Annotated in this window: 20 protein-coding genes; 17 read left to right on the forward strand and 3 right to left on the reverse strand. The window is 50.4% G+C overall.

Features of this window, described 5'->3' with window-relative positions:
* Window positions 1-76 precede the first annotated feature (76 nt).
* The 16 genes from eno (at window position 77) to AB1757_05900 (ending at window position 19,487) form a co-directional block, all read left to right on the forward strand.
* The gene (eno, locus tag AB1757_05825) at window positions 77-1,396 is read left to right on the forward strand and encodes a phosphopyruvate hydratase (protein ID MEW6126539.1); all 1,320 of its coding nucleotides are present in this window, start codon (window positions 77-79) and stop codon (window positions 1,394-1,396) included.
* A gap of 104 nt (window positions 1,397-1,500) precedes the next feature.
* Window positions 1,501-2,322, forward strand: coding sequence for a GNAT family N-acetyltransferase (locus tag AB1757_05830; GenBank protein MEW6126540.1), 822 nt, complete (start codon window positions 1,501-1,503; stop codon window positions 2,320-2,322).
* A gap of 107 nt (window positions 2,323-2,429) precedes the next feature.
* Window positions 2,430-3,500, forward strand: coding sequence for a ribosome small subunit-dependent GTPase A (gene rsgA, locus AB1757_05835; protein MEW6126541.1), 1,071 nt, complete (start codon window positions 2,430-2,432; stop codon window positions 3,498-3,500).
* Window positions 3,501-3,565: 65 nt separating this feature from the next.
* Window positions 3,566-4,507: a DUF4351 domain-containing protein gene (locus tag AB1757_05840; protein MEW6126542.1), complete on the forward strand. Its 942-nt coding sequence runs from the start codon at window positions 3,566-3,568 to the stop codon at window positions 4,505-4,507.
* Window positions 4,494-5,075: a class I SAM-dependent methyltransferase gene (locus AB1757_05845; GenBank protein ID MEW6126543.1), complete on the forward strand. Its 582-nt coding sequence runs from the start codon at window positions 4,494-4,496 to the stop codon at window positions 5,073-5,075. The genes AB1757_05840 and AB1757_05845 overlap by 14 nt, the downstream gene beginning before the upstream one ends.
* An 11-nt stretch (window positions 5,076-5,086) precedes the next feature.
* Window positions 5,087-6,634 carry a 2,3-bisphosphoglycerate-independent phosphoglycerate mutase gene (gene gpmI / locus AB1757_05850; GenBank protein ID MEW6126544.1) on the forward strand — a complete coding sequence of 516 codons (1,548 nt, stop codon included), beginning with the start codon at window positions 5,087-5,089 and terminating at the stop codon, window positions 6,632-6,634.
* Window positions 6,635-6,721: 87 nt separating this feature from the next.
* Window positions 6,722-7,006: a hypothetical protein gene (locus AB1757_05855; GenBank protein MEW6126545.1), complete on the forward strand. Its 285-nt coding sequence runs from the start codon at window positions 6,722-6,724 to the stop codon at window positions 7,004-7,006.
* Window positions 7,003-7,449, forward strand: coding sequence for a type II toxin-antitoxin system VapC family toxin (locus AB1757_05860; protein ID MEW6126546.1), 447 nt, complete (start codon window positions 7,003-7,005; stop codon window positions 7,447-7,449). The genes AB1757_05855 and AB1757_05860 overlap by 4 nt, the downstream gene beginning before the upstream one ends.
* An 18-nt stretch (window positions 7,450-7,467) precedes the next feature.
* Window positions 7,468-8,523 (forward strand): redox-regulated ATPase YchF, encoded by a 1,056-nt coding sequence (gene ychF, locus AB1757_05865; GenBank protein ID MEW6126547.1) that lies wholly within the window; start codon window positions 7,468-7,470, stop codon window positions 8,521-8,523.
* Window positions 8,524-8,746: 223 nt separating this feature from the next.
* Window positions 8,747-12,385 (forward strand): BACON domain-containing carbohydrate-binding protein, encoded by a 3,639-nt coding sequence (locus AB1757_05870; GenBank protein MEW6126548.1) that lies wholly within the window; start codon window positions 8,747-8,749, stop codon window positions 12,383-12,385.
* A gap of 152 nt (window positions 12,386-12,537) precedes the next feature.
* Window positions 12,538-13,308, forward strand: coding sequence for an HAD hydrolase-like protein (locus AB1757_05875; GenBank protein MEW6126549.1), 771 nt, complete (start codon window positions 12,538-12,540; stop codon window positions 13,306-13,308).
* A gap of 117 nt (window positions 13,309-13,425) precedes the next feature.
* Window positions 13,426-14,382, forward strand: a complete 957-nt coding sequence (locus AB1757_05880; protein ID MEW6126550.1) for a VWA domain-containing protein — start codon at window positions 13,426-13,428, stop codon at window positions 14,380-14,382.
* A 166-nt stretch (window positions 14,383-14,548) separates the two neighbouring features.
* Window positions 14,549-16,795, forward strand: a complete 2,247-nt coding sequence (locus AB1757_05885; protein ID MEW6126551.1) for a VWA domain-containing protein — start codon at window positions 14,549-14,551, stop codon at window positions 16,793-16,795.
* Between the two features lie 54 nt (window positions 16,796-16,849).
* Complete coding sequence (locus AB1757_05890; protein MEW6126552.1) at window positions 16,850-17,851, forward strand: hypothetical protein; 1,002 nt, start codon at window positions 16,850-16,852, stop codon at window positions 17,849-17,851.
* Between the two features lie 151 nt (window positions 17,852-18,002).
* Window positions 18,003-18,212: a hypothetical protein gene (locus AB1757_05895; protein ID MEW6126553.1), complete on the forward strand. Its 210-nt coding sequence runs from the start codon at window positions 18,003-18,005 to the stop codon at window positions 18,210-18,212.
* Between the two features lie 225 nt (window positions 18,213-18,437).
* Window positions 18,438-19,487: a hypothetical protein gene (locus tag AB1757_05900; protein ID MEW6126554.1), complete on the forward strand. Its 1,050-nt coding sequence runs from the start codon at window positions 18,438-18,440 to the stop codon at window positions 19,485-19,487.
* 77 nt (window positions 19,488-19,564) lie between these two features.
* On the opposite strand, the gene AB1757_05905 is transcribed toward AB1757_05900, so the two are convergent.
* The 3 genes from AB1757_05905 to gatC form a co-directional block, all read right to left on the reverse strand.
* Window positions 19,565-20,542 (reverse strand): DMT family transporter, encoded by a 978-nt coding sequence (locus AB1757_05905; GenBank protein MEW6126555.1) that lies wholly within the window; start codon window positions 20,540-20,542, stop codon window positions 19,565-19,567.
* Between the two features lie 67 nt (window positions 20,543-20,609).
* Window positions 20,610-22,088 (reverse strand): Asp-tRNA(Asn)/Glu-tRNA(Gln) amidotransferase subunit GatA, encoded by a 1,479-nt coding sequence (gene gatA, locus AB1757_05910; GenBank protein MEW6126556.1) that lies wholly within the window; start codon window positions 22,086-22,088, stop codon window positions 20,610-20,612.
* 139 nt (window positions 22,089-22,227) lie between these two features.
* On the reverse strand, window positions 22,228-22,521 hold the full coding sequence (gene gatC / locus AB1757_05915) for an Asp-tRNA(Asn)/Glu-tRNA(Gln) amidotransferase subunit GatC (protein MEW6126557.1): 294 nt from the start codon (window positions 22,519-22,521) through the stop codon (window positions 22,228-22,230).
* A 130-nt stretch (window positions 22,522-22,651) separates the two neighbouring features.
* Here gatC and AB1757_05920 point away from each other — a divergent pair, with 130 nt between their 5' ends.
* On the forward strand, window positions 22,652-24,979 hold the full coding sequence (locus tag AB1757_05920; protein MEW6126558.1) for an ATP-binding protein: 2,328 nt from the start codon (window positions 22,652-22,654) through the stop codon (window positions 24,977-24,979).
* Window positions 24,980-25,062 lie beyond the last annotated feature (83 nt).

Below are 25,062 nucleotides of genomic sequence, written 5' to 3' on the forward strand. Positions count from 1 at the left end.
AAGGTTGCGGGACTAAGCTATACTTGCAAATTTGATTTTACTCGGTAACCGACACTCAGAGGAGGAATTAATAACTATGACATTAATTGAACGAATCAGCGCCAGAGAGATACTCGATTCACGCGGCAATCCGACCGTTGAAGCAGAAGTTACACTGCAAAGCGGCGTCATCGGTCGCGCAGCAGTGCCTTCGGGCGCATCGACAGGCGAAAACGAAGCCCTCGAATTGCGCGATGGCGATAAGAAAAGATACCTCGGCAAAGGCGTACAAAAAGCCATAAACAACATCAACAACATCATCGCCAAATTGCTCATCGGACAAGATGCACTACTGCAAAGCGAGATTGATGGACTCATGCTTGCCGCCGATGGCACGACAAGTAAGAAAAAACTCGGCGCCAATGCCATCCTTGCCGTATCGCTCGCCAATGCGCGGGCGGCAGCCGATACCATCGGGCTTCCGCTTTACGCCTATCTCGGTGGCGTTGGCGCAAGAACCCTGCCGGTGCCGCAGATGAATATCATCAATGGCGGCGCGCACGCCGATAACAACGTCGATTTTCAGGAATTCATGATCGTTCCCGCAGGCTTTGCGAAATTTTCTGAAGCTCTGCGCGCCGGGGTTGAAGTTTTTCACGCGCTCAAAGGCGTGTTGAAAAAACGCGGTTATTCAACTGCGGTTGGTGACGAAGGCGGATTCGCGCCAAGTTTGCAATCGAATGAAGAGGCTATCGAAGCCATACTCGAAGCCATCACACAGACTGGTTACAAAGTCGGCGAACAGGTAGCCATCGCTTTAGACCCTGCCGCAAGCGAATTTTATAACAAAGGCAAGTACGTCTTTCACAAATCCGACAAATCCGTAAAAAGCCCCGAAGAGATGGTTGCGCTGTGGGCTGATTGGGTTTCGCAATATCCGATTGTGTCAATCGAAGACGGGCTTGCGGAATCGGATTGGACGGGTTGGGCGCTCTTAACCAAAGAACTCGGCGACAAAGTGCAGCTTGTCGGCGATGATCTGTTCGTCACCAATGTGCAATATCTGTCGCGCGGCATTCGCGAAAACGTGGCGAATTCCATTTTAGTCAAGGTCAATCAAATCGGTTCGCTCACTGAAACTCTTGATACGATTGAACTCGCAAAGACCAACAAATACACCTCGGTCATTTCGCATCGTTCGGGTGAAACCGAAGACACCTTCATTGCAGACCTGGCGGTTGCCACCAATGCCGGACAAATCAAAACCGGTTCGGCGAGCCGCACCGACCGCATTGCAAAATATAATCAGTTATTGCGCATTGAAGAAGAACTCGGCGCAGCGGCACGCTTTTCAGGATTTGCGGCTTTTGCCAGCGCCAGTGTTTCCGCGAAACGTAAAAGCGCCGCGAAGAAATGAGGAGGTGAAAAGGTGAAGAGGGGAAATGTGCGATCTCTCCCTTTCTCCTTTTCTCCCTTTCTTCTGTTCAGTGTCTCTGTGGTTAAAATATCTTCATGTTATTTTTGGATTTAAAACTTGCTGAGCGCCTTGAAGACAGCGATTCGCTGATGAACGTGGCGTATGCGAAAGCGGTTGAGCGATTGCAACCGCAACTCAGCCCCGCTTACGCATTCTTTTCCGGCGGCAGTGTGGTCTATGCGGGAAAGAACAACCCTCTGAGCCGCGCCGTCGGGTTTGGACTACGCGGACAAGTTGCGGAAGAGGATTTGGAGTTCATCGAAGATTTTTATCGCAGCCGCGATTCGATGACCCAGATTGACCTTTGTCCATTGGCGCATTCGTCACTGATGCACCTGCTTGGCGAACGCAACTATCAGTTTGGCGAATTCATCAACACCTGGATTCTGGAACTCGCCAGGTTGCAATTGCCGGACAGCCTGCCTGGTGTTGAAGTTCGTGAGGCGCGAGAAAGCGAGGGCCGCATCTGGATGGAGACCGTCAAATATGGCTTTTCAACGGTTGAGGAATCCGCAGCAATTCCGATTGAATTTTTCGAGCCGTTTTTGCAAATGCCTAACACCCATTGTTTCATCGCCTGGATTGATGGACAGGCGGCGGGTGCAGGGACGGTTGCCATCAATGATGGCATCGCTTCGCTTTTTGGCACCAGCACGCTCACCCGGTTTCGCAATCGCGGCGCGCAATCAGCTTTATTGCGAGCGCGGTTGCGACTGGCGCTTGAACTCAACTGTGAATTAGCGATGGTTGGCACCACGCCCGGCAGCGGTTCGCAACGCAATGTCGAACGCGCGGGTTTTCGCCTCGCTTACACCAAAGCGCAAATGGTCAAAGGTTGGGACTCGATTGCCTTTGGCGGCGTCTAAAGATGAAGAGGTGAAAAGGTGTGGAGGTGAAGAGGTGAATAGGCAAATATCAACCTGTCAGCTTTTCACCTCTTCACCCCGTCACCTCTTCATTGTTCAAAGAAGCTATGCCTGATTTACAACACCTCGGTTGGAATGAATTTTTTGTCGACGCCTTTGAGCCGTACAAAGCGCAGGGCTTTACGGTTGGTCGCGTCGCTTTGGAGCATCGCGGTCAGTATCGCATCTTTGCCGAGGAGGGCGAATTTCAGGCGGAAATCATCGGGCGAATTCGTTATGAAGCCTTGAGTCGCGCCGATTTCCCTGCGGTTGGTGACTGGGTAGTAGTGAATCTCCTGCCCGATGAACAGCGCGCTTTTATTCACGCCGTCTTGCCGCGCTTCTCAAAATTTTCACGTCGCGCACCGGGTCGCGATGCCGAAGAACAGATTGTTGCCACCAATGTCGATACGGTTTTTCTGGTGCAGGCATTGAATAGTGATTTTAATTTGCGACGGCTTGAACGCTACCTGGTGGTGGCGCGCGAAAGCGGCGCAAGCCCGGTGATTATTTTGAACAAAGCCGATTTATGCGAAGACCTTGAGAAGACTAAACAGGAGGTTGAGCAGGTGGCAATGGGGGGGGCAGTTCACACCCTGAGCGCCAAATTCAATCAAGGTATCGAACAACTGCGTCCCTATTTGAGCGTCGGACATACGATTGCCTTCTTAGGTTCATCGGGCGTCGGCAAATCGACCTTGATTAACCGACTGATGGGCGTTGAAAAACAGAAAGTCAAAGAAGTTCGCGAAACCGACGATAAAGGGCGTCACACGACGACCCACCGCGAGTTGATTGTCTTGCCCGAAGGCGGATTGTTGATTGATACGCCGGGAATGCGCGAGTTGCAGTTGTGGGATGCAAGCGAAGGCTTGACCGATAACTTTTCCGACATCGAAGCGATTGCCGAAGGGTGTCAGTTCAACGATTGCAAACATGAGCGCGAGCCGAATTGCGCAGTGAAAGAAGCCCTAAGCGACGGCACGCTTGATGCGGCGCGATTTGAAAATTATAAGAAGATGCAAAAAGAGTTGGCGTACCTCGCAACTCAGACCGATAAACGCCTGGAACTTGAACGCAAAGAGAAGTGGAAAAAGATTCATAAAACCATGAATCGCATGAAGCCTAAACGGAGTTAGCAAACATCGCGGGAATTCAAATCGCGACCAAACCGTTGCGTCGCTTCATTATCAATCAGAAATCAATGATAGACCACGACCGCTTATTTAAAGAATTAATCTCGACCTTCTTTTTTGAGTTCATCGACCTCTTTTTGCCTGAGATGCGTCAATACCTCCATCGTGAAGGCATCTCCTTTCTCGATAAAGAGGTTTTTACGGACGTAACGACGGGCGACCGTCACGAAGCGGATTTGGTTGCTAAAGCGCGGTTCAAAAATTCTGAGGTCTTCTTTCTGATTTTAATCGAGCATCAAGGGCGTGCCGAAAGCGAATTCGGACGGCGGTTGTTTCGCTATTTTGCCCGGCTTTATGAAAAGTTCGCGTTGCCGGTTTATCCGATAGTCATTTTTTCTTACGATAAACCCAAGCGCCCGGAGCCGAATGTGCATCGTGTGGCATTTCCCAACAAGGTTGTATTAGAGTTTAACTACGAGGTGATTCAGTTGAACCGTTTGCATTGGCGCGATTATTTGCGGCAGGAAAACCCTGTGGCAAGCGCCCTGATGGCGAAGATGGGAATGCAAGCCGCAGAACGCCCTCGCGTGAAGATGGAATGTTTGCGGTTGTTGGCGACCTTGAAATTAAACCGTGCAAAGATGCAAATGATTTCGGGGTTTATTGATACTTATTTGAAATTGAGCCGCGAAGAAGAAGTGGTTTTTCAAAAAGTGGTAGCAACCATAGGGCAAAAGGAGCAAAAGGAAGTTATGGAAATTGTGACCAGTTGGATGCAACAGGGATTGCAACAGGGATTGCAACAGGGATTGCAACAGGGCAAGTTGGAAGGCAGCGTGACGCTGGTTTTACGGCAGTTGAATCGCCGTGTTGGCGCAATCAGCAAACGCGCGCAACAACGCATCAAGAAACTTCCGATTGCGAAATTGGAAGAACTGGCGGAAGCCTTGCTGGATTTCAATTCGACAAAAGATTTGACGCGCTGGTTGGACAAGCATGCCGGTAAATGAAGTGGTACAGCAAACCATTGCGCCGCGCATTCTCGACATCGGGTGCGGAGCGAATAAAGTCGCGGGCGCGATTGGTATGGATATTAACCCGCGAACGGCAGCCGATGTGATTCATGATTTGGATGAGTTGCCCTATCCGTTTGAAGCTGATTCCTTCGATGAAATCATCGGACGTCATGTCATCGAACACGTCAAAGACCCGCTTGCGGTCATGTGCGAATTGCATCGCATCACCAGAGCCGGCGGGATTGTCAAACTCGTCGCGCCGCATTGGACGAATCCCGATTTTGCGACCGACTTGACGCATCGCAATCATTTGAACAGTTATTCGTTTCGCAATCTGACCGCAGACCGCGCCGTGTTTGAGTTCTATACCGACGCGCGATTCAAACAAAAACTGGTGCGGGTGACGGTGTTGAATCTGTGGCATCTCTTCGGGCTTGAATGGTTCATCAATCTCGATAACCGCTATCCGCAGATGCGCTTCATTCGCAAATTCTGGGAGCAGTATTTGAATGCCGTGATGCGCGGCAAAGAAATTTATTTTGAACTGGAAGTTATCAAGTAAGGGAGAAGGTTTTGAGTAATATTAAAAATGCGCCGGTGGCGCTGATTATTCTTGATGGTTTTGGTTATTCACCGAAACGCGAAGGCAATGCGATTGCTCTCGCCCGCGCGCCGCATTTCGCCGATTGGATGAATAACTATCCGCACACCTTGATTGACGGGTCAGGTCATTCGGTCGGTTTACCTAACGGTCAGATGGGCAATAGCGAAGTCGGACACCTGAATATGGGCGCGGGGCGCATTGTGCGAATGGATATTTCGCGCATCGATTATGCCATTGAAACCGGCGAGTTTTTTAGCAATCCCGCTCTGGTGAACGCCATGAATCACGCGCTTGAAAACCAATCGGCTTTGCATTTGATGGGATTGGTGTCCGAAGGCGGCGTACATTCGTGGCATGAACACCTTTACGCCTTGCTGCGGATGGCAAAGCAAAAAGGCGTCGAGCGCGTCTTTATTCACGCCTTTCTCGATGGACGCGATACCGCGCCGACTTCGGGCGCAGGCTATGTTGCCAATCTCGAAGCCCGGATGCGCGAATATCAAATCGGAAAAATCGCCACGGTCATCGGGCGTTACTATGCGATGGATAGAGACAAACGCTGGGAGCGAACTGAAAAAGCTTATCGTTTGCTGGTTCGCGGCGAAGGTCGCGCAAGAGAGAATGCCGTTGAAGCGATTCGCGAATACTACAACGAAAACATCACAGACGAATTCATGCTGCCGATAGTGCTGACGAATGCCGATGGCTCGCCGGTAGCGACGATTAAAAATAACGACAGCCTTATCTTTTTCAATTTCCGTGCCGACCGCGCGCGGCAAATCACTCGCGCCTTCACCGAAGAAAATTTCGACGGTTTCGATGTGAGCGACCGCCCGCGAGTTTCATACACCTGCATGACGCAATACAATCAGGCGTTCGGTTTGCCCGTAGCCTTTGCGCCCGAATCGCACGAAGAAATCCTCGCCGATGTTTTTGCCGATGCCGGTTTGAAAAACCTGCGCATTGCCGAAACCGAAAAATATGCGCACGTGACGTTCTTTTTTAACGGCGGCGTCGAAAAAGAATTTCCCGGCGAAGAGCGCATTTTGATTCCTTCGCCGAAAGTGGCAACCTACGATTTACAGCCGGAAATGAGCGCCTTTCAACTCACGGATACGCTGGTGAAAGAAATTAACCGCAACAAGTATGATTCGTTCATCATCAATTATGCGAATGCCGATATGGTCGGGCACACGGGCTACCTTGATGCGGCAATCAAGGCGGTGGAAACCCTGGATGATTGCGTGAGTCGTGTCGTCAATGCCATTCGCGCCAAAGGCGGCACGGTAATTATCACCGCAGACCACGGCAATGTTGAGCAGATGATCGACCCTGTGACCGGCGCGCCGCACACCGCACATACGACCAACCTGGTGCCATTTGTCATGGTTGATGAATTTCGCGGCAGACTGCGCGAAGGCGGTTCATTACAGGATGTCGCGCCGACGATTTTGGGACTCTTGGGACTACCGCAACCCAAGCAGATGACCGGGCGTGACCTTCGCATTGCGGATTGAGAATTGCGGGGACAGGCTGAGGACTTTTGCGGATTAAACGTTCCGAATTAAGTGTGTGTTATCATCATTGCAAAAGGAGGCTGAGCGATGGGGAATTTGCCATTAACACCTGAACTGGCGAAACAGATTCTTGCCGAAGCCGCGGCGCGCGGACTCTCAGTCGAAGCCTTGCTTGAATCGGTGATTGAAAAAAATCGTGATGCGCTTGATGAAGATGAAGAAACCCATTTTCAACGTCGGGCGACTTCTGAGGAGTGGATAAAGGCTTTGCGAGAATTTGCACAGAACTTTCCACAAAAGGCTCCTCCTTTGTCCGATTATGCCGTTAGCCGAGAGAGCATTTATGCGGAAAGAGAAGAGCGCCAGTTATGAGTTATGTGCTTGATACGAATGTTCTATTGCGGTTTGTTCAGCTTGGACATCCCATGCAAGAAGATTCCGAAAAGGCTATAGAAACGCTCCGCCAAAATGGTGAAGCCCTTTATCTCTTACCACAAAACCTCATTGAGTTTTGGGCGGTGGCAACGCGCCCGCATGCTTACAATGGTTTGAATTTAACTTTTGATGAAGCCGCACAACAATTAACCAATCTGAAAAGTTTATTCCTACTTCACCTTGATAAACCATCCATTTATGCAGAGTGGGAAAGCCTCATCACACAATATCAAGTTAAGGGAAGACAGGTACACGATGCGCGAATCGTTGCCGCCATGAACGTTCATACGATTGCTAATCTGCTCACCTTTAATACCGATGATTTTAAACGTTATACGGAAATCAACGCGGTTGATCCGCGAGAGATTACCAAACCATAAATTGATTCAGGAGAATTCATGAAAGTTGGACTCGTAGGGTTTGCCGGGTCAGGCAAAACCACCATTTTTAATACGCTCACCGGACTTGAAGCCGAAGTCGGCGGTTACGGCGCAAAAGAAAAAGCCAATGTCGGCGTTATCAAAGTACCCGATGAACGCATTGATAAACTCGCAGAACTGTTTAACCCCAAGAAAAAAACTTACGCGGAAATCAGTTTCGTTGATGTCGCCGGTTCGCAAAGCGATGACCGCTCGGAATCGGGACTGGACGCAAAAATCGTCCAGCACATACGCGAAGTCGAAGCCCTGGTTCATGTGGTTCGCGCCTTTGATAATCCGATGCTGATGCAACCGGCAGACGCGATACGCGACATCAACAGTTTTGATACGGAACTGTTGCTCACAGACCTCGTGCAAATTGAAAACCGCATTGCCCGACTCAAAAAAGAAAAAGACGCAGACCGCGAGCGCGAACTCTTTGAACGCCTGAAAGCGGCGCTCGAAGAGGAAAAATTGTTGCGCGATGTTGAGTTCACACCCGAAGAATTGCAACTGATGGCGGGATTCCGATTTTTGAGTTTGAAGCCCGTGATGTTGCTTTTAAATGTTGATGAATCGCAAGCCGCAAGCGAGCCGCCCGCTGAAGTCAAAGCCTTAGCGGAAGCGAAAAATCTCAAATTGATTCAAATGGCTGGCAAAGCCGAAATGGAAATCGCTCAACTCGACACAGAAGAACAGCAGATGTTTCTCAGCGATTTGGGAATTAAAGAACCGGCGCGTGACCGCTTCATTCATGCGGCGTATGAGCTGTTGGATTTAATCAGCTTCTTAACCGCAGGCGAAGATGAATGCCGCGCCTGGACGATTAAACGGGGACTCAATGCACAGAAAGCCGCCGGGAAAATTCATTCCGATATTGAACGCGGCTTCATTCGCGCAGAGGTCGCGCGCATCGAAGATTTGCTCGAATATAAATCGGAAGCCAAGTGTCGCGAACACGGCAAACTCAAACTCGAAGGCAAAGAGTACATCGTGCAGGACGGCGACGTGATTCATTACCGGTTTAATGTTTAATTGGGGACGCAACAAAAGCTGAATGGCGAAATAAAAGAAGTGACTTTTAGGTTAAGGCTTGTTATTTTGAAAGTCGCTCACCTATCAAAATCTTTCCCCCAGAGATTGAAATAAAACCAGTGGGAAAATCTGTCTTTTCGTAAACCAAAAGCCAGTCGGGCAATGCCTTGACCCCGGCAGTGTGTAACCTATGACCATATTTTCTAATTGGAGTTAAGCAGTAATGAGCAATCGTTTGAAAACCTTCGTTGATTTTTTATTCAATAAACGAGTCCTGAGCGTAGGGGTGATGAGCATCATCGCCATTGCCGCTTTTGCATTCTTCCTTCACCGGGTTCGCGCAGCAGAAACCAATCTTGCGTCCGAAACGATGACCCAGGCGAATCCACAATCGCCCGATAATGTCTGGAATTTTATTGATGAATCAACCATCGTTGTCCGAGGCGCGAGACAACTTATTCCGCAAAACTATCGAACCGTACAGTTGAATGAAACGGCACTGAGGCAGATTCTCACGCAAGCGCCTTTGGAGCGTACAGCAACTGCCGAACGCAGCAGCCTGGCGCTTACTTTGCCGATGCCGGATGGCAGCTATTCGGTTTTTCGCATTGAAGAATCGCCAATTATGGAAGCGCCACTTGCCGCCGCGTTTCCCGAAATTAAAACCTATCGCGGGCAAGGCATTGATGACCCGACCGCGATCACACGTTTTGATTTTACGCCGACAGGTTTTCACGCGCAGATACTTTCCGAACGCGGCACGGTTTACATTGACCCCTACGCAAAAGACGACACGGCAAATTACCTTACCTATTTCAAAGCCGACTATCGCAACGACGCCAAAATTTTGCAGTGCTATTTCACGGGTGATGAAAAAGCGCAACAGAGCGCAGGTTCTGAAGTCGTCCCGAATGTTTCTAGCGGCACAACTTTAAGGACGTATCGTTTGGCGGTCGCCGCCTCAGGTGAATACACCGCTTTTCATGGCGGCACAAAACCTTCAGCATTAGCGGCAATCACTACAACGGTGAATCGTGTGAATGGAATTTATGAGCGTGAACTGGCGGTTCGTCTGGTGTTAGTTGCGGGCGAAACCAACATCATATTTACCAACGCCGCTACAGACCCTTATAGCAACACCAGCAGTGATGCGACGACCAATCAAGGGGTGCTCGATCAAAGTCCGCCAAGCGGAATTGGTTCGGCTAATTACGATATTGGACACATTTTTAATACCGGTGGCGGAGGTCTGGCTTATTTCGGTGTCTGCAATGCGAGCTTTAAAGCAAGAGGCGTCACCGGCTCTCCTTCGCCGGTTGGCGACGCATTCGATGTTGATTATGTGGCTCACGAAATGGGACACCAGTTTCATGCAAATCACACCTTCAACGGTACAACCTCGAATTGTGGCGGCGGCAATCGTTCGGCATCGGCGGCGTATGAGCCGGGCAGCGGGTCAACGATTATGGCTTACGCGGGAATCTGCGGGTCACAAAATTTACAACCCAACAGCGATGATTATTTTCATGTGAAAAGTTTGCAGGAAATCGTCAGTTTCATCAGCACGACCTCCTGCGATGTTGAAACCGCAACCGGCAATACCATCCCGACCGTAGGTGTAGGCGCGACCGTCACGATTCCCCAAAGCACGCCATTTACGTTGACCGCATCAGCGAGCGACCCCAACGGCGATTCGTTGACCTATTGCTGGGAAGAATTTGATTTGGGTTCGCCGTCGCCGCCGGATTCCGATAGCGATGGCAGCGAGCGACCGATTTTCAGAACCTTTAATCCAACCTCGAATCCTTCGCGCACCTTTCCGAAACTCGCAAACATTTTGAATAACACGACAACCATCGGTGAAGCCTTGCCGACGATTTCGCGCACCATGAATTTTCAAGTAACGGTTCGCGACAATCGCGTGGGCGGTGGCGGCATCAACACCGCCATACAGCAGGTGGTTGTTTCATCTGCCGCGGGACCTTTTCTGGTGACGCAACCCAATACGGCTGTGACCTGGCAAGGCGGAACCCTACAGACCATCACCTGGGATGTGGCGAATACCAATGCGGCTCCGGTGAATGCGGCGAATGTCAAAATTTCATTGTCAACCGATGGCGGCAATACATTTCCTATTGTGATTTTGGCAAGCACCCCCAATGACGGCAGTGAATTGATTACCGTTCCTAATAATCCAACCTCGACGGCGCGCCTCAAAATCGAGGCTGTCGGCAATGTGTTTTTCGATTTATCGAATCAAAATTTCACCATCACGGCGGGCAGCAGTTGCAGTTATTCGATTAACCCGACCAGTCAAAATTATCCGGCAACCGGCGGTAGCGGCAGCATCACGTTGACCACGCAAAGCGGATGCGCGTGGACGGCGGTGAGCAATGACGGGTTCATTACGATTACTTCTGCGGGAAGCGGTAGCGGCAGCGCGACGGTGAATTACACGGTTGCGGCGAATGCCACGACCAATCAACGCACGGGAACCCTGACGATTGCTGGGCAGACTTTTACCGTGACGCAGGACGCGGCAAGCGGCGGTGGTTGCACTTATACGATTACGCCGACGACCGCATTGTTTGGCGCAGGCAGCGGCAGCGGCAGTGTGAATGTCGTCACTACGGCTTCGTGTGGCTGGACAGCAACGAGTAACACTTCCTGGCTCACGATTACCACAGGCGCAAGTGGCACGGGCAATGGCACGGTGAATTATTCGGTTTCGACAAATCCCGGTTCAACGCAACGCATCGGGACTTTGACGATTGCCGGGCAGACCTTCACGGTAACGCAAATCGGTGCGGGTTGCGTCACCGCGCTTACTCCCATCAGTGCTAACTACACGACGGCTGGTGGTTCTTTACAACTTAGAATTGATGCGGGAAGCGCCTGTTCGTGGACGATTACCAACGTTCCCGCGTGGGTGTCATTTGCCAGCACGAGCGGAACCGGAACCCGAAAAATCAGTTACAGCGTATCGGCAAATAGCGGCGCAGCGCGTCACGCCGACATCATCATCAGCGGACGCATTCATGCCATTAATCAAGCGGGTACGAGCGGCGGCAGTTGTACTTATTCAATCAACCCCACCAGCCAGAGTTTTACCGCAACTGGTGGCGGTGGCAGCGCGACGGTGACGACACAAGCAGGTTGTAACTGGATAGCGACAAGTAACGACAGTTGGATTCAAATTACTTCGGGCGCGAGCGGCAGCGGAACCGGGGTTGTGAATTTCACGGTGGCGAATAATCCCGGCACCAGTTCGCGAATCGGCACGTTGACCATCGCCGGTCAAACTTTCACCGTATCGCAATCGGGAAGCACGCCGTCTTGTAGTTACACTATCAATCCGACCAGTCAAAGTTTTACCGCAAGCGGCGGCGGCAGCAGCGTGAATGTGACCACGCAATCGGGATGTAACTGGACCGCCGTGAGCAATGACGGATGGCTCAGCATCACCTCAGGCGCGGGCGGTACGGGCAGTGGCATCGTGAATTTTTCAGTGAGCGCCAATAGCAGCACGAGTTCGCGCACCGGAACCCTGACGATTGCCGGGCAGACGTTTACAGTCACGCAATCGGGCGCAACCCCATCTTGCAGTTATGCAATTTCACCGACCAGCAAGAATGTCAGTTATGGTCAGGTATCCAGCGCCGTTTCGGTGACAGCAACCGCCGGTTGCAGTTGGACAGCCGCGAGTAATGTGAGTTGGATAACCGTCAACTTCGGTGCGAGCGGTACGGGTAACGGCAGCGTCGGTTACACCGTCCTGGCAAATCCGAATCGCGTGTCGCGCAGCGGCACCGTAACGATTGCCGGAAAAACTTTCACTATCAATCAAGCGGCTCGTCCGTAATCAAGAGTGAATTAAAAGACGAAGCAATGATTCACGAATTGCTTCGTCTTTTAATTTGCGCCGTGCTCGACGCTAATTCCAAAACCCGCTTTGCGATTCGCCCAAATGCTCAGGCAGAATGTTCTTTCAGCGAAAGAATCATTTACCGACTTATGAAAGAAGACAATCCGCATCACCTTTCAACATTGATTCCGCATCATTCAACCTCGGCAAATTCATTACCGCGTGTGCTGTTATTCGATATTGACGGCACGTTGATTCGCGCCGCCCGCCGTCCTGAGTATCGCGGATTGATACACGGCATGCTCACAGATATTTTCGGAACCTGCGGGCGCATCGCCGAAGTCGATTTCGCGGGGCGCACAGACCTTTCGATTTATCGCGAGGCGTTGGAATGCGAAGGCATCACGATGCAGGTGATACGTGAACGCTTGCCGTTGATTGAAAAGCGCATGGTTGAAATTCTCCATAGTCTGTCTGAAACCGGCACCGTCTTTTATCTCTGTCGAGGGGTGCGCGAATTGCTCGACGCCATTCAAAACGAAGCGGAAAAATTTCTTCCCAGTCTGCTCACCGGCAATGTTGAAAGCCTCGCCGAAGCCAAACTCCGGCACGTTGACATCTGGCACTATTTTAAAGGGCGTGGCGCGTTTGGCAGTGATGATGAAAACCGCGACCACCTGCCGGCAATCGCCGCTGAGCGTCTCAGCGAACATAGCGGATTAGCGATAGCACCCGAACAATTCATTATCATCGGCGATACGCCGCGCGACATTGCTTGCGCCAGACATTTCGGCGCAAAGGTGCTTGCGGTCGCCACCGGTGTTCACAGCGTCGAACAACTGAGCGCCTGCGCGCCCGATGCGGTGCTGAAAGATTTAAACGATACGGAGCAGGTATTGAATTTGCTCAACGAAATTTGAGCCTTGAGACATTATCCCGGTTGAAGATAGAAACAGGCGAGCGTATGATGTGGCTATCGTAAATCGGACTGCACGCAGATGGGATAACACGGATATTTTCGCTTTACCGGTGAACTGATGAAAAAAGGTCTCGCCCCATCTCTCCTGTCTATCTTGATTGCCTTGAACTTGCCGATATGCAGTTTTCCTTTTCAGCAACAGCCGCCTTCAGATGACCGTTCGCAAAAATCAACAAAGCCTGCCGACGCGCAAAAACCGGACGATAAAGTCCGCTTGCAGGCAAACCTCGTGAGCCTCATTGTGACGGTGACTGACCCGTATGGTCGGTTTGTCACAGGATTGGATAAAGAACATTTTGAGATTTATGACAACAATGTAAAACAGGACATTGCCATGTTTTCCGATGAAGATGCGCCGATTACGCTGGGCATTATTTATGATGTGTCGGGTTCGATGGGCAATTTAACCACCCGCTCATTTGAAGTTCTGAAAAAATTCTTTTATACCTCGCACGATGATGACGAATATTTCGTCGTAGCTTTTAATAACAAGCCACAACTGGTTCAGGACTTCACCATGATGCCCGAAGAAATTTTGAGCCGCACCATCTTTGTTAAAGCCAAAGGTAGCACGGCGCTATATGATGCGGTCTATCTGGCGGCGGAAAAAGCCAAACAGGGACGCCATCCGAAAAAAGCTCTCCTGTTGCTGTCTGATGGCTTGGAAAACAACAGCCGCTATTCACTCAAAGAGTTGAAAAATATGTTGAAGGAAGCCGATGTGCAGATTTATTGTGTCGGTTTCAGTTCGATGATTGAAGGCTCATACACTTTGAAATATCTCGCTGAACTCACCGGCGGACGCGCTTTCTTTCCGGCTGATGATAATGAAGTGGGCGACCTTTATACACGCATGGCAATTATGTTGCGGCGGCAGTATGCTATTGGCTTTTATCCCTCGGATACATCGAGCGGCAATAAATGGCATGATGTGAAAATCAAAATCAACGCCCCGAAAGGATTGGGGCGCATTTCGCTCTACTATAAAAAAGGCTACCAGGCTTTCGCGCCGTAAATTTAGGTTGAACATCGTCAGGTTCGTACCACCTGAGCGGGCGGCACTGACAAAATGGATTTCCGATGATTCGGAATAAACCCGCAAGCTTTCGCCATTTTAGTTTGTGAAGCAGCGTCCGGGTGTTCATTAGATGAAGTAAACTTGCCTGCACATGGAGGCTTTGATGAAATTACGTTCGTTACTATCTGTTGCTCTTTCGCTGCTGTTTTTGATTTCGACCTTCGCCAAACCGCAAACCGAAAAACCTAAAGATAATCCTCCACCGTCGCAGAGTGAAAAGACCCCGGTTCAAACTCATCCGGCTGAACAGGAAGATGTTGTCAAACTCGGCGTCACGCTGGTGCAGGTAGACGCCGTGGTGACCGACAAAAATGGTAAATATATCAATGACCTCAAACCCGAAGATTTTGAAATTTATGAAGACGGTCGTAAACAACAGATAACCAATTTTTCTTATGTTGCAATCGCTACCAAAGCCCCCGCAAAAATTGAAAGCAATAAAACGGACAATAAAAATGCAGCGATTATTCCGCCTACACGATTACGCCCCGAACAGGTGGGACGCACGATTGCGCTGGTGGTTGATGATTTGAGCCTGTCCTTTGAAAGCACCCATCATGTGCGCCAGACGTTGAAAAAATTCGTTGACCAGCAGATGCAACCGGGCGATCTGGTCGCCATCATTCGCACGGGCGCGGGTATGGGCGCTTTGCAACAATTCACTTCCGATAAACGCCAACTCTATGCGGCAATCGAGCGCGTCCGCTGGAATATGAACGGGGCGGGCGGCATTTCGGCTTTTGCGCCGATTGAACAGACGCCTGAAGAGCAAGCCCAGCAGACCTTGAATCGTGAAAGAGAAGCGCGCGGAACGCGGTCTGCAAATGACGAGCAACGCGAACGCCGCAGCGGTGATATTGACCAGTTTCGCGAAGAGATTTTTTCGGTCGGAACGCTTGGCGCATTGAATTTCATTGTGCGCGGTTTGCGCGATTTGCCCGGACGTAAATCGGTGATTCTGTTTTCGGATGGCATCAGTTTGTTTACCAGAGGCGAAAATAATATTCGCGTCGTCGAAGCCATGCGCCGTTTGACCGATTTAGCCAATCGCGCGGCGGTGGTCGTTTACACCATTGATGCGCGCGGTCTGGTGGTGACGGGTCCGACCGCCGCGGACAATTTCAATGGACTCTCGCAACAGGAAGTCAGCAATCGTTTACAGGAACGCGACGATAAACTTTTTGAATCCCAGCAAGGTTTAAATTATCTGGCTTACCAAACGGGCGGCTTTTTTCTGCGTAACTCAAATGATTTAACCAAAGGTGTCACGCGCGCGCTCGAAGACCAGCAAGGTTATTACTTGCTGGGCTACATTCCCCAGGATTCGACCTTTAAACCGGTCGCCGGTCGCAGGGCTTTTCATAAACTGACTATCAAAGTGAAACGCCCGGATTTATCGGTGCGCTATCGCACGGGGTTTTACGGCATTCCTGACGTTGAAGCAAAGCCGGCGAGTCGCACACCCGAACAACGAATTGTTTCGGCATTGATTTCACCATTTGCTTCGGGAGATGTGCCACTCAGGCTGACTTCGCTTTTCGGGTATGACGAAAAAATCGGGCACTTTATGCGGTCGTTGTTGCATATAGACACCCGCGCATTGAAATACACCGAGGAAGCCAATGGCAATAAAAAAGCGGTGGTAGACATTGCCGCAGTGACCTTCAAAGATGATGGCAAGCCCATTGACCAATTCCTGCGCAGCTATGCCATCGGAGTAACGCAGTTGAATTTCGAGCGCTTCACCAAACAGGGGTTGATTTACTCAATCATTCTGCCGGTGAAAAAGCCTGGCGCATATCAACTGCGCGTCGCTGTACGCGACGAAAATTCCGGGCTGCTGGGTTCCGCCAATCAATTCATCGAAGTGCCGGATGTCAAGAAAGGGCGACTGACAGTTTCAGGAATAACCGCGCAAGGGTACAGCGCCGCAAATGCCAGGGCTGCGGCTGCAAACACCGACCCGGCATTGCTTGCGAAAGAAAGCGCGCAGGTTTTAACCGAAGACCATCCGCAATGGGGTCCGGCTTTGCGCCGCTTTGAAAACAGCATGGAATTGTCATACTCGTTTTTAATTTACAATGCCAGGTTGGATGATAAAACGCGCCAGCCACAAATCGAAGCGCAAGTCATTTTGTGGAAAGACGGCACGGCGATTTACAGAGGGCATCCCGCTATGCTCGATATTGACCCGAGCCAGGATTTGAAGCGGATATTGACCGGCGGACGTTTGAATTTTACGAAGCTTGATGTCGGTGAGTATGTTTTGCAGGTGCTGGTTACCGATAAACTCGCCAAAGAGAAGTATCGCACCGCTACGCAATGGGTTGATTTTGAAATCGTGAAATAGCCTTGAATGACAAATGAGCGGTGACTGAGCGCCTGGCAGGTCGTTATAATCTAGGTGATGGCAAATGACCCGCGAGCAATTTTAGTTGTCGATGTCGTGCCTTTCGGCAAATCGCTTTTGATGTTACCGGCGATTCGGGCGCTGAGAGCCAGATACCCGCAGGCATTGATTTCGGTGGCGTCAAATAGCGGCATCAGTGATTTACTCGGTGAAACTCAGATGGTTGATGAAACCATCGACCTCGGAATTATCAAACCGAACGAGCAAAGTTATGGCGGGGCAATGAAACGGCTGATTCGCCTGATGACCAAAACCCGTCGTCAATTTGATTGGGCGATAGATTTTTCACCGAGACTGGAAACCCAAATCGCTTCCAGACTCAGTTGGCGCACCCGCCATATTACCCCTGCGCGACTTTCCAACGTGCTGGATTTATTTATCAAACGCGAAAGTTCAACGACGGCTGATCATCTTGATGAATGTGCCAGCGCACTCAAAAAAATCGGCATCAAACAAATCGATACGAAATTTTCGCTGCCGGTTTCCAATGAAGAGAGTTTGCGATTTGAAGATTCGGTGTTTCGCAAAGAGACCCGGCACGGCGAACCGATTGTGGTGTGCTATACCTCGCTTGCGGGCGGCGCGGATGCCTGGGATTTTGAAAAATTCACCGAAACCGCGCATCGCCTTTATCATAACTTCAAAGCGCGAATGGTTATTTTGGATGAACCTTTTACCAATGATTTTACGAAAGAGATGAAAAGCGTTTTGCCGCCGAAAGCCGTTTCTTTGAATTCACCGACCGCGATGCAATTTGCGGCAGTCATCGCGCGTTCAAGTTTGGTGATTACCGATGATCGTGGGGTAGCCAAACTGGCGGCGGATTTTGATGCGCCGGTTATTGAAATTGCCGATTCGCCTTCGGCATATGCCGAAGATTCGGATTATCGTGTATTGGTTTCGTCGTCGCCTTCGCGGGTCACCACCGAGGCGGTTTTTGAATCGGCAAGTGAGTTGATTCAATCGGGGCGCACGGCATCTTTGCTGAGGCGTTAAAGAAAAATCGAGAATTGTCAAAGCGCAGAATCAGGCTTACACTAATTTTGTGAGTTGAGTTATAATCGCCTCGCAGTCAGTTTCAGGAGCCGCATTTAAAAATGCGGAAGTTTTTGGCTTGTTTCTTTGTTAACCGAATAAGGAGGGAGCCATGAAAAATGTGCTTATGTTAGTTGGACTGATTTCGCTGCTTGTTGGTGGCTATTTCCTGTATCAGTACATGTACACCGCAGGCGAAGGCTACGGCAGGCTTTACACTGCTCTGGGTATTTTCCTGGTTTCTCTGGTTTGCTGGGGAATTTACTTCTTCCAGAAGTTTAAGGAAGAAGGCGAACAGGACATCAGTATTACAAAATTCTGAACGCGTTTTAACTTAGCAAACTGTCGGGAAACAAATATCCAAACCGACCAGCATTGATGCCCCTGCTGGTAACGCGGTCTAATTTTTGTTTAAAGGACGGCGTTACAGCAGGGGTTCAATACCCCCGATTTTTTTATCCCCCGTGAGAGCATTTATTGGACAAGCAATCGTCTATCTTCCAAAACTCAAGCTTATTATTACGAAACAGGAGACCTTGAAATCATCATGAAAAAGTTGTTGCTATTTTTCATTCTTGTAAGTTTATTTATACCTGTGATGCCGGCATTCTCCGACACTTCCTTAGTGCAAAAATCGAAAGACGAAAAGGCTGCGGATAAAAAAGATAAAGAGAAAAAGAAAGACAAGGATGAGCCGTCATCGACTGCAAAAACCCATGTGATGTGGGAAAAACCTGCCGACATCACAGCGCGGGATTTATATTACGGACCGGGCGGTAAAGAGGGCGCGCCGGAACTGGCGACCACTTTTAAATTCATTCAACGCCGCACCACCGGCACCTCGGAAAAGATGGATGTCGAAGATAACCTGGGTCGCAAATGGGTCGTCAAATTTGGTCCCGAAGTGCGCGCCGAAGTCGCCGCCTCACGCATTATATGGGCAATCGGCTATCACGCAGACCAGGACTATTTCGTTAAACGGGCGCACATCGAAGGGCGCGGCGGGTTTGATATTGGCGATGTCCGTTTTGAACGCGATGATGATGGGTTTAAATCCGAAGGTCGCTGGGCGTGGGACGCTAATCCTTTTTTAGGCAAACGCGAATTTGAAGGATTGAAAGTGGTCACCGCGCTTATCAAAAACTGGGACTTGAAAGATTTGAATAACAAAATTGTGCGTCCAAGTAAAAAAACAGGCGACCCGAATAAAATGATTTATTATGTTTCAGACGTTGGCGCATCGCTTGGCAACACCGGTTCGGGGTTTAATGACATTGGCTTGTTTAAAGATTTTCCCGCCGACCGCGCCATTAATTATGAAAATGCCAAAGGCCACCCCGTGGCTTTTGCCGCTGAACCGTTCATCACCGGAACCCAAAACGGCGAGGTGATGCTTTACAGCAAACGCAAACGCTGTCAGGAAATTTTCAAAGGCGTGAAGGTTGAAAGCGCCCGCTGGGTCGGCAACTTGCTTGCGCAACTCACGGATGAGCAGTGGCGTGATGCGTTTCGCTCGGCGAATTTCACTGAACAGGAAATCGCGCTCTATGTGAAGACTTTTAAAGAACGGGTGCGCCAGCTTCAGGAATTGCGTTAATTTGATTCATCGGTTTTCAGTTTTGAGTTTTCAGTTTTGAGTTGAAAGATTTTTATCAATCAACTGAAAACTCAAAACTAACTCTTTCCCAATCCCAGGCTGATCTCTTCTTCCTCTTGTTCAATCACTTCGGCTCGGTTGTGGGCAATCGTGCCGCTACGCACCAGATAAATACCTGCAAAAACCACCCCCGCGCCAATCACCTGTCCCCAGTTCGGAATTTCGCCAATCATCGGATAGGCGGCAAGCATGGCAAACACCGGCTGAATGTTTGAATAAATTGCCGAGCGGGTCGCGCCGATTTTTTTTACGCAATGATTCCACAAGATAAAACAGAGGGCGATGGAAAGCACGCCGCTTGCAATCAAGCCAACCCAGGAAATCATTCTGACGGCTGCCCAGTTCTGCCTGGCAAGCATCGGCGCGCTCACTAACCAGAGCGCAGGGGTGCCGAGCAACATCATAATGGTTGCGGTTTTCAGAGAGCCATAGATGTGCGCGAAATGGCTGGTGCCGATGGTGTAAGTCGCCCAGAATGCCGCTGCCAAAAGTAGCATCAAATCGCCTCGCAGACTTCCGGCAAAATGAATGGCTTTGCCTCCTGCCAGAATAATTAATGCCAAACCTGTGAAAGCAACGCCCAAGCCGATGACCGCGCGCGAAGTGAAATGTTCGTGTTTTCTAAACCGGCTGATAACCGCTGTGAAAATCGGCGAAGTGCCGAGTATCAACGCTGCGTTCCCTGCATTGGTGTAAGTCATGCCGATGGTGACCAGCGATTGATTGATGGCTGCTGATGACAGCCCGAAAAGAAACATCGGAAAGAGGTGGCGCGGCTGGACTTTAAATCCTTGCTTGGAGAACGCGAGCGCCGCCGCCATACAAAGCGAGGCGACCAGAAAACGCGGCGCGCTGAAGGCAAGCGGCAAAAAATCTTCGAGCGCGAATTTAATCAGCGGATAATTGACGCCCCAGATGAGCGCCGTGAGCAGCAACAGCAAATCGGTTACGCCGAAAGGCGGAGATGAGGGTTGAGACGACTGATTATTTTTCAAGGATGTAGTTTGGAAAATTAAGCGCGATAGCAATCCCTAAAGTCGCATTGCTATCGCATAAAAATAATTATGGTCCTTCAAGTAGCGAAGGCTTGGAATCAAATCCTATAGCCTGTTCCAGGTTATGCGCGGCTCTTAGTAGTCGCGCTTCATGGAAATGATTGCCGATGAGTTGAACGCCGATTGGCAAGCCTTGCGATGAAAGTCCCGATGGCAAAACGATTGCCGGAACGCCTGCCAGGTTCACCGTGATGGTGTAAATGTCCGACAAGTACATCGCCAGCGGGTCATCGGTTTTTTCGCCTAATTTAAACGGCGGCGTCGGCGCGGTCGGTGTGGCAATCACATCGCATTTTGCAAAAGCATCGCGGAAATTTTGCGCAAGCAATGAGCGAACCTTTTGCGCTTTGCCATAGTAAGCGTCGTAATATCCGGCTGAAAGCGCATAGGTGCCAAGCATGATGCGCCGCTTTACTTCTGCGCCGAATCCTTCGTCGCGTGTGCGGTTGTACATCTCTTTGAGCGTGTGCGTTTCTTCGGCGCGAAAGCCATAGCGCACGCCATCAAAACGCGCCAGGTTTGAACTGGCTTCGGCGGTCGCAATCAAATAATAAACCGGCACGGCGTACTCGGAATTCGGCAAAGAGATTTCAACAATCTCTGCGCCGAGTTCGGCAAATTTTTGAATCGCCGCTTCGACGCTGGTTTTCACTTCGCTGTCCAACCCTTCGCCGTAATATTCGCGGGGAACGCCGACGCGCAACCCTTTCACGTCGCCTTCAAGCGCCGCAAGGTAATCATCAACTGTAGCGGCGCTTGAGGTCGCGTCTTTGGCATCGTGCCCTGCCATCACCTGTAAAACCTGCGCGGCATCTTCGACGGAATTGGCGAAGGGGCCAATCTGGTCAAGCGATGAGCCGAAAGCAATCAGTCCATAACGCGACACCCGCCCGTAAGTGGTTTTGAGTCCGACGACGCCGCAAAAACTCGCAGGCTGGCGAATCGAGCCGCCGGTATCGGAACCAAGCGACGCCATCGTTATCTCTGCGGCGACCGCCACTGCCGACCCGCCCGATGAGCCGCCGGGAACGTATTCGGTATTCCAGGGATTTTTCACCGCGCCATAAGCTGAATTCTCATTCGATGACCCCATCGCGAATTCATCGCAGTTGGTTTTGCCAATGATAATCGCTCCGGCTTGTTCCAATCGTTCAATCGCAGTTGCTGTGTAAGGCGGGATGTAGTTGTGCAAAATTTTTGAACCCGCAGTAGTGCGAATGCCGCGCATCACCATATTGTCTTTGACGGCGAGAATGGTTCCGGCAAGCGCGGGCAGGTCGTCGCCTTGCCGGGCGGCGCGATCAATTTGCGCGGCGCGTTCCAGCGCATAGTCGGGCGTTGTGGTAATGAAGGCGTTGAGGTTTGCAAGTTTTTCCTGTCGCTCAATTGCGACTTTGCATAGCTCGGTCGCCGTGATTGCTTGATTCGCGAGACGCTCCCGCGTCGCTTTAATTGATTGGTCTTTTAATGACAAAATCTTCTCCATGAAAAATGTGCTTGGTGCTTGGTACTTTGTGCTTGGCTCTCGGTTTCAAGGCGTTAGGCAATATCCATTTATTGACAGCACCAACGACAAAACACGAAGCACAAAGTACCAAGCACCAAGCACAAAACACACATTGGCATTAAATTACTTTCGGCACTTTAAAATATCCATCTTCGGCGTCGGGCGCATTCGCAGTAGCGATTTGCTGACCGAGACTCGGACGAACGAGGTCATTGCGCAGCGCCGCATTGCTGTCGCCACTCATCACATTATGGGACATTGGTTCAATGTCTGTGGTGTCCAGTTCATTGAGCTTGTCTATGTGTTCGAGAATCGAACCGAGTTGAACGGTAAAGGCTTCGACTTCATCGTTAGTCAGTTCCAGGCGGCTCAGTTCGGCAATCTTTAAAACATCTTCTCTGGTTATCGGCATGACATTCTCCAAAACAACAAAAAGGCATTATAGAGAAGCGAAAACCGATATGGCAAAGAAGCAGATAGAATGGTTCGGTTTTCCTGTTACACTTGCAAAAAGTTTTGTCGCATAAAAAGCCTTTGATAAAATGGCAATTGTCAACTACCCGGAGTGCGGGGGCACTTTTCAATTGAGCGAACAGCAAGAAACACAACTCACACCGACTGAGGTCGGACGACGCAGAAGCAAACGCGCCAATAAAATTATTGTGTTGGCGTGTGTATTATTGCTGTTGATGTTGTCGCTCGTGGCGCAGGGCGGGTTTAATCTCTCCCCGTTTTTTGCGCCGGAAACCGCTGGCGAAACGCTTCTGCTTTACGCGCTTTCAACGCTCAATTTCATTGCTTTCATCACGCTGCTCTTTATCCTGCTGAGAAACATCATCAAACTCGAACGCGAACGTCGCGCCGGAGTTGTTGGTTCGCGATTCAAAGCTCGGTTGGTCTTCTATTCCATTGCGCTTTCATTGTTGCCCGTGGTGTTGATGTTTTTCTTTGCTTATGGACTTTTGAATCGCAGCGTTGACCGCTGGTTTGGCGACCCGGCGCGACAGATGGTTGATGATGCGAAATTTCTTCAGGAAGCCTATTACCAGAAAGAAGAACTGGATTTAACCAACGATTTGCGAATGATGATTCGTTCGCTGTCGCTTGCCGCGCGCAATGACTTTTCCGATGCCGAGTTTGAAAATCAGCTCAAACAGGAGTTGCTGATTTATAATGTCGCGTTAATCCGACTGATTACTCCTGAACAGAAAATCACCGTTTTCGGTGATGACAGCGAAGTGCAAATCAAAGTTGCGCGCAGCCTCAATAAAGCTGAACACCGGCTGGTTACTAAAACCGATAACCTGACCGACCGCGAAGAGATTTCGGAATCGGGCGAAGTGTTTTTCGTAGCCGGGATGCGCCTCGATGAAACAGACAACCGGCGAATGTTAATCGTTGCGCGAAAATTTCCTTCGGAGATTGCCCGGCGCACCCTGAGCATTTCCGAACATAATCGCGATTTTTCGGCGCTGAAAGAAAAAGTCCGGCGCATCAAAGCCAACTACACGCTATTGCTCGCGGCGGTTGCCTTGCTTCTGGTGTTTTCGGCAAGTTGGCTGGCGCTCTATTTTGCGCGCAGTTTGACCGTGCCGATTCAGGCGCTCGCGGAAGCGACAGAGCGCGTGGCGCACGGCGATTTTGCCCGTCCTGTGGAAACCGTTGCCGAAGATGAACTCGCGGCGCTCGTCAGTTCATTCAATCAGATGTCGCGCATGCTTGCCGAAAATCGCCAGCAACTCGAATGCGCTGCCCAGGAGTTGCAACGCACCAATCAGACGCTCGAAGACCGCCGCCGTTACATTGAAACCGTGCTCGAATCTTTATCAACCGGCGTCATTTCAACCGACGCCAAAACCGGCATTGCAACGGTTAATGAAACGGCGATGCGGATGTTGGCGCTCGATAAAAAACCGGAAATCGGCATCCCGATTTCGCAAATTAGCGAACAGGGCGAAGAACTCGCAAAACTCTGTCGCCGCGCCTGGCGCAGTGAAATCGCCCAAACCGAAATTGAATTTAAACGCCGTGATGGCAGCGCGCTTTACACGGCAACCACTGCCATCGCGCTTAGGCAAACCAAAGGCGCAATCGAAGGCTGGGTCATCGTCATCGAAGACCTGACGAATCTGATTCAAGCCGAACGCGCCGCCGCCTGGAGCGAAGTTGCCCGGCGTATGGCTCACGAAATTAAAAATCCGCTCACTCCGATTCAGCTTTCCGCCGAACGCATCATGCGAAATTATCAACGCCACATTGGCACAGTGAGCGAACCGCGATTTGATGAAGTGGTGCGCGAAGGCACTTCGACGATTGTGCGTGAAGTCGAAGCCTTGCAGCGCATGGTTGATGAATTCTCGCGCTTTGCGCGCTTACCGGAAGCCAAGCCCGTCGAGGCGTCGTTGAATGCGGTGATTAACGATGCGGTGAGTTTGTACGCCGAACGCTTGCAGGATATTCGTATTGAATGCGACCTGGCTCAGGATTTGCCGACGCTCAGAATTGACCCCGAACAAATCAAACGGGTGATGGTGAATTTGATTGATAATGCCATCGAGGCGATTGATTCAGGTGATGAGAAAACCAACGGCGCAAAACGAAACGGGCATTTTGAAAAACTCATCAAGATTGAAACGCGCCTGGACAAAGAAAGAGAAATCGCCCAACTGGTGGTTTCCGACACCGGGCATGGCATTCGTTCAACAGATAGAGATAAATTGTTTCTGCCGAAATTTTCGACGCGCACACGCGGCACGGGATTGGGCTTGGCAATCGTCAGTCATATCATCACCGACCATAAAGGTCGCATTCGCGCCGAAGACAACGAGCCGCGTGGCGCGCGGTTCGTGATTGAATTGCCGGTCAGTTAAGTGATTTGTCCGACCTTTGCACGCGCGGCATTTTATCTACAACAAAAAATCCAGTGGAATGTAAAATCTGTTCGATTAATCGT

It is taken from the genome of Acidobacteriota bacterium (assembly GCA_040754075.1).
Lineage (GTDB): Bacteria > Acidobacteriota > Blastocatellia > UBA7656 > UBA7656 > JBFMDH01.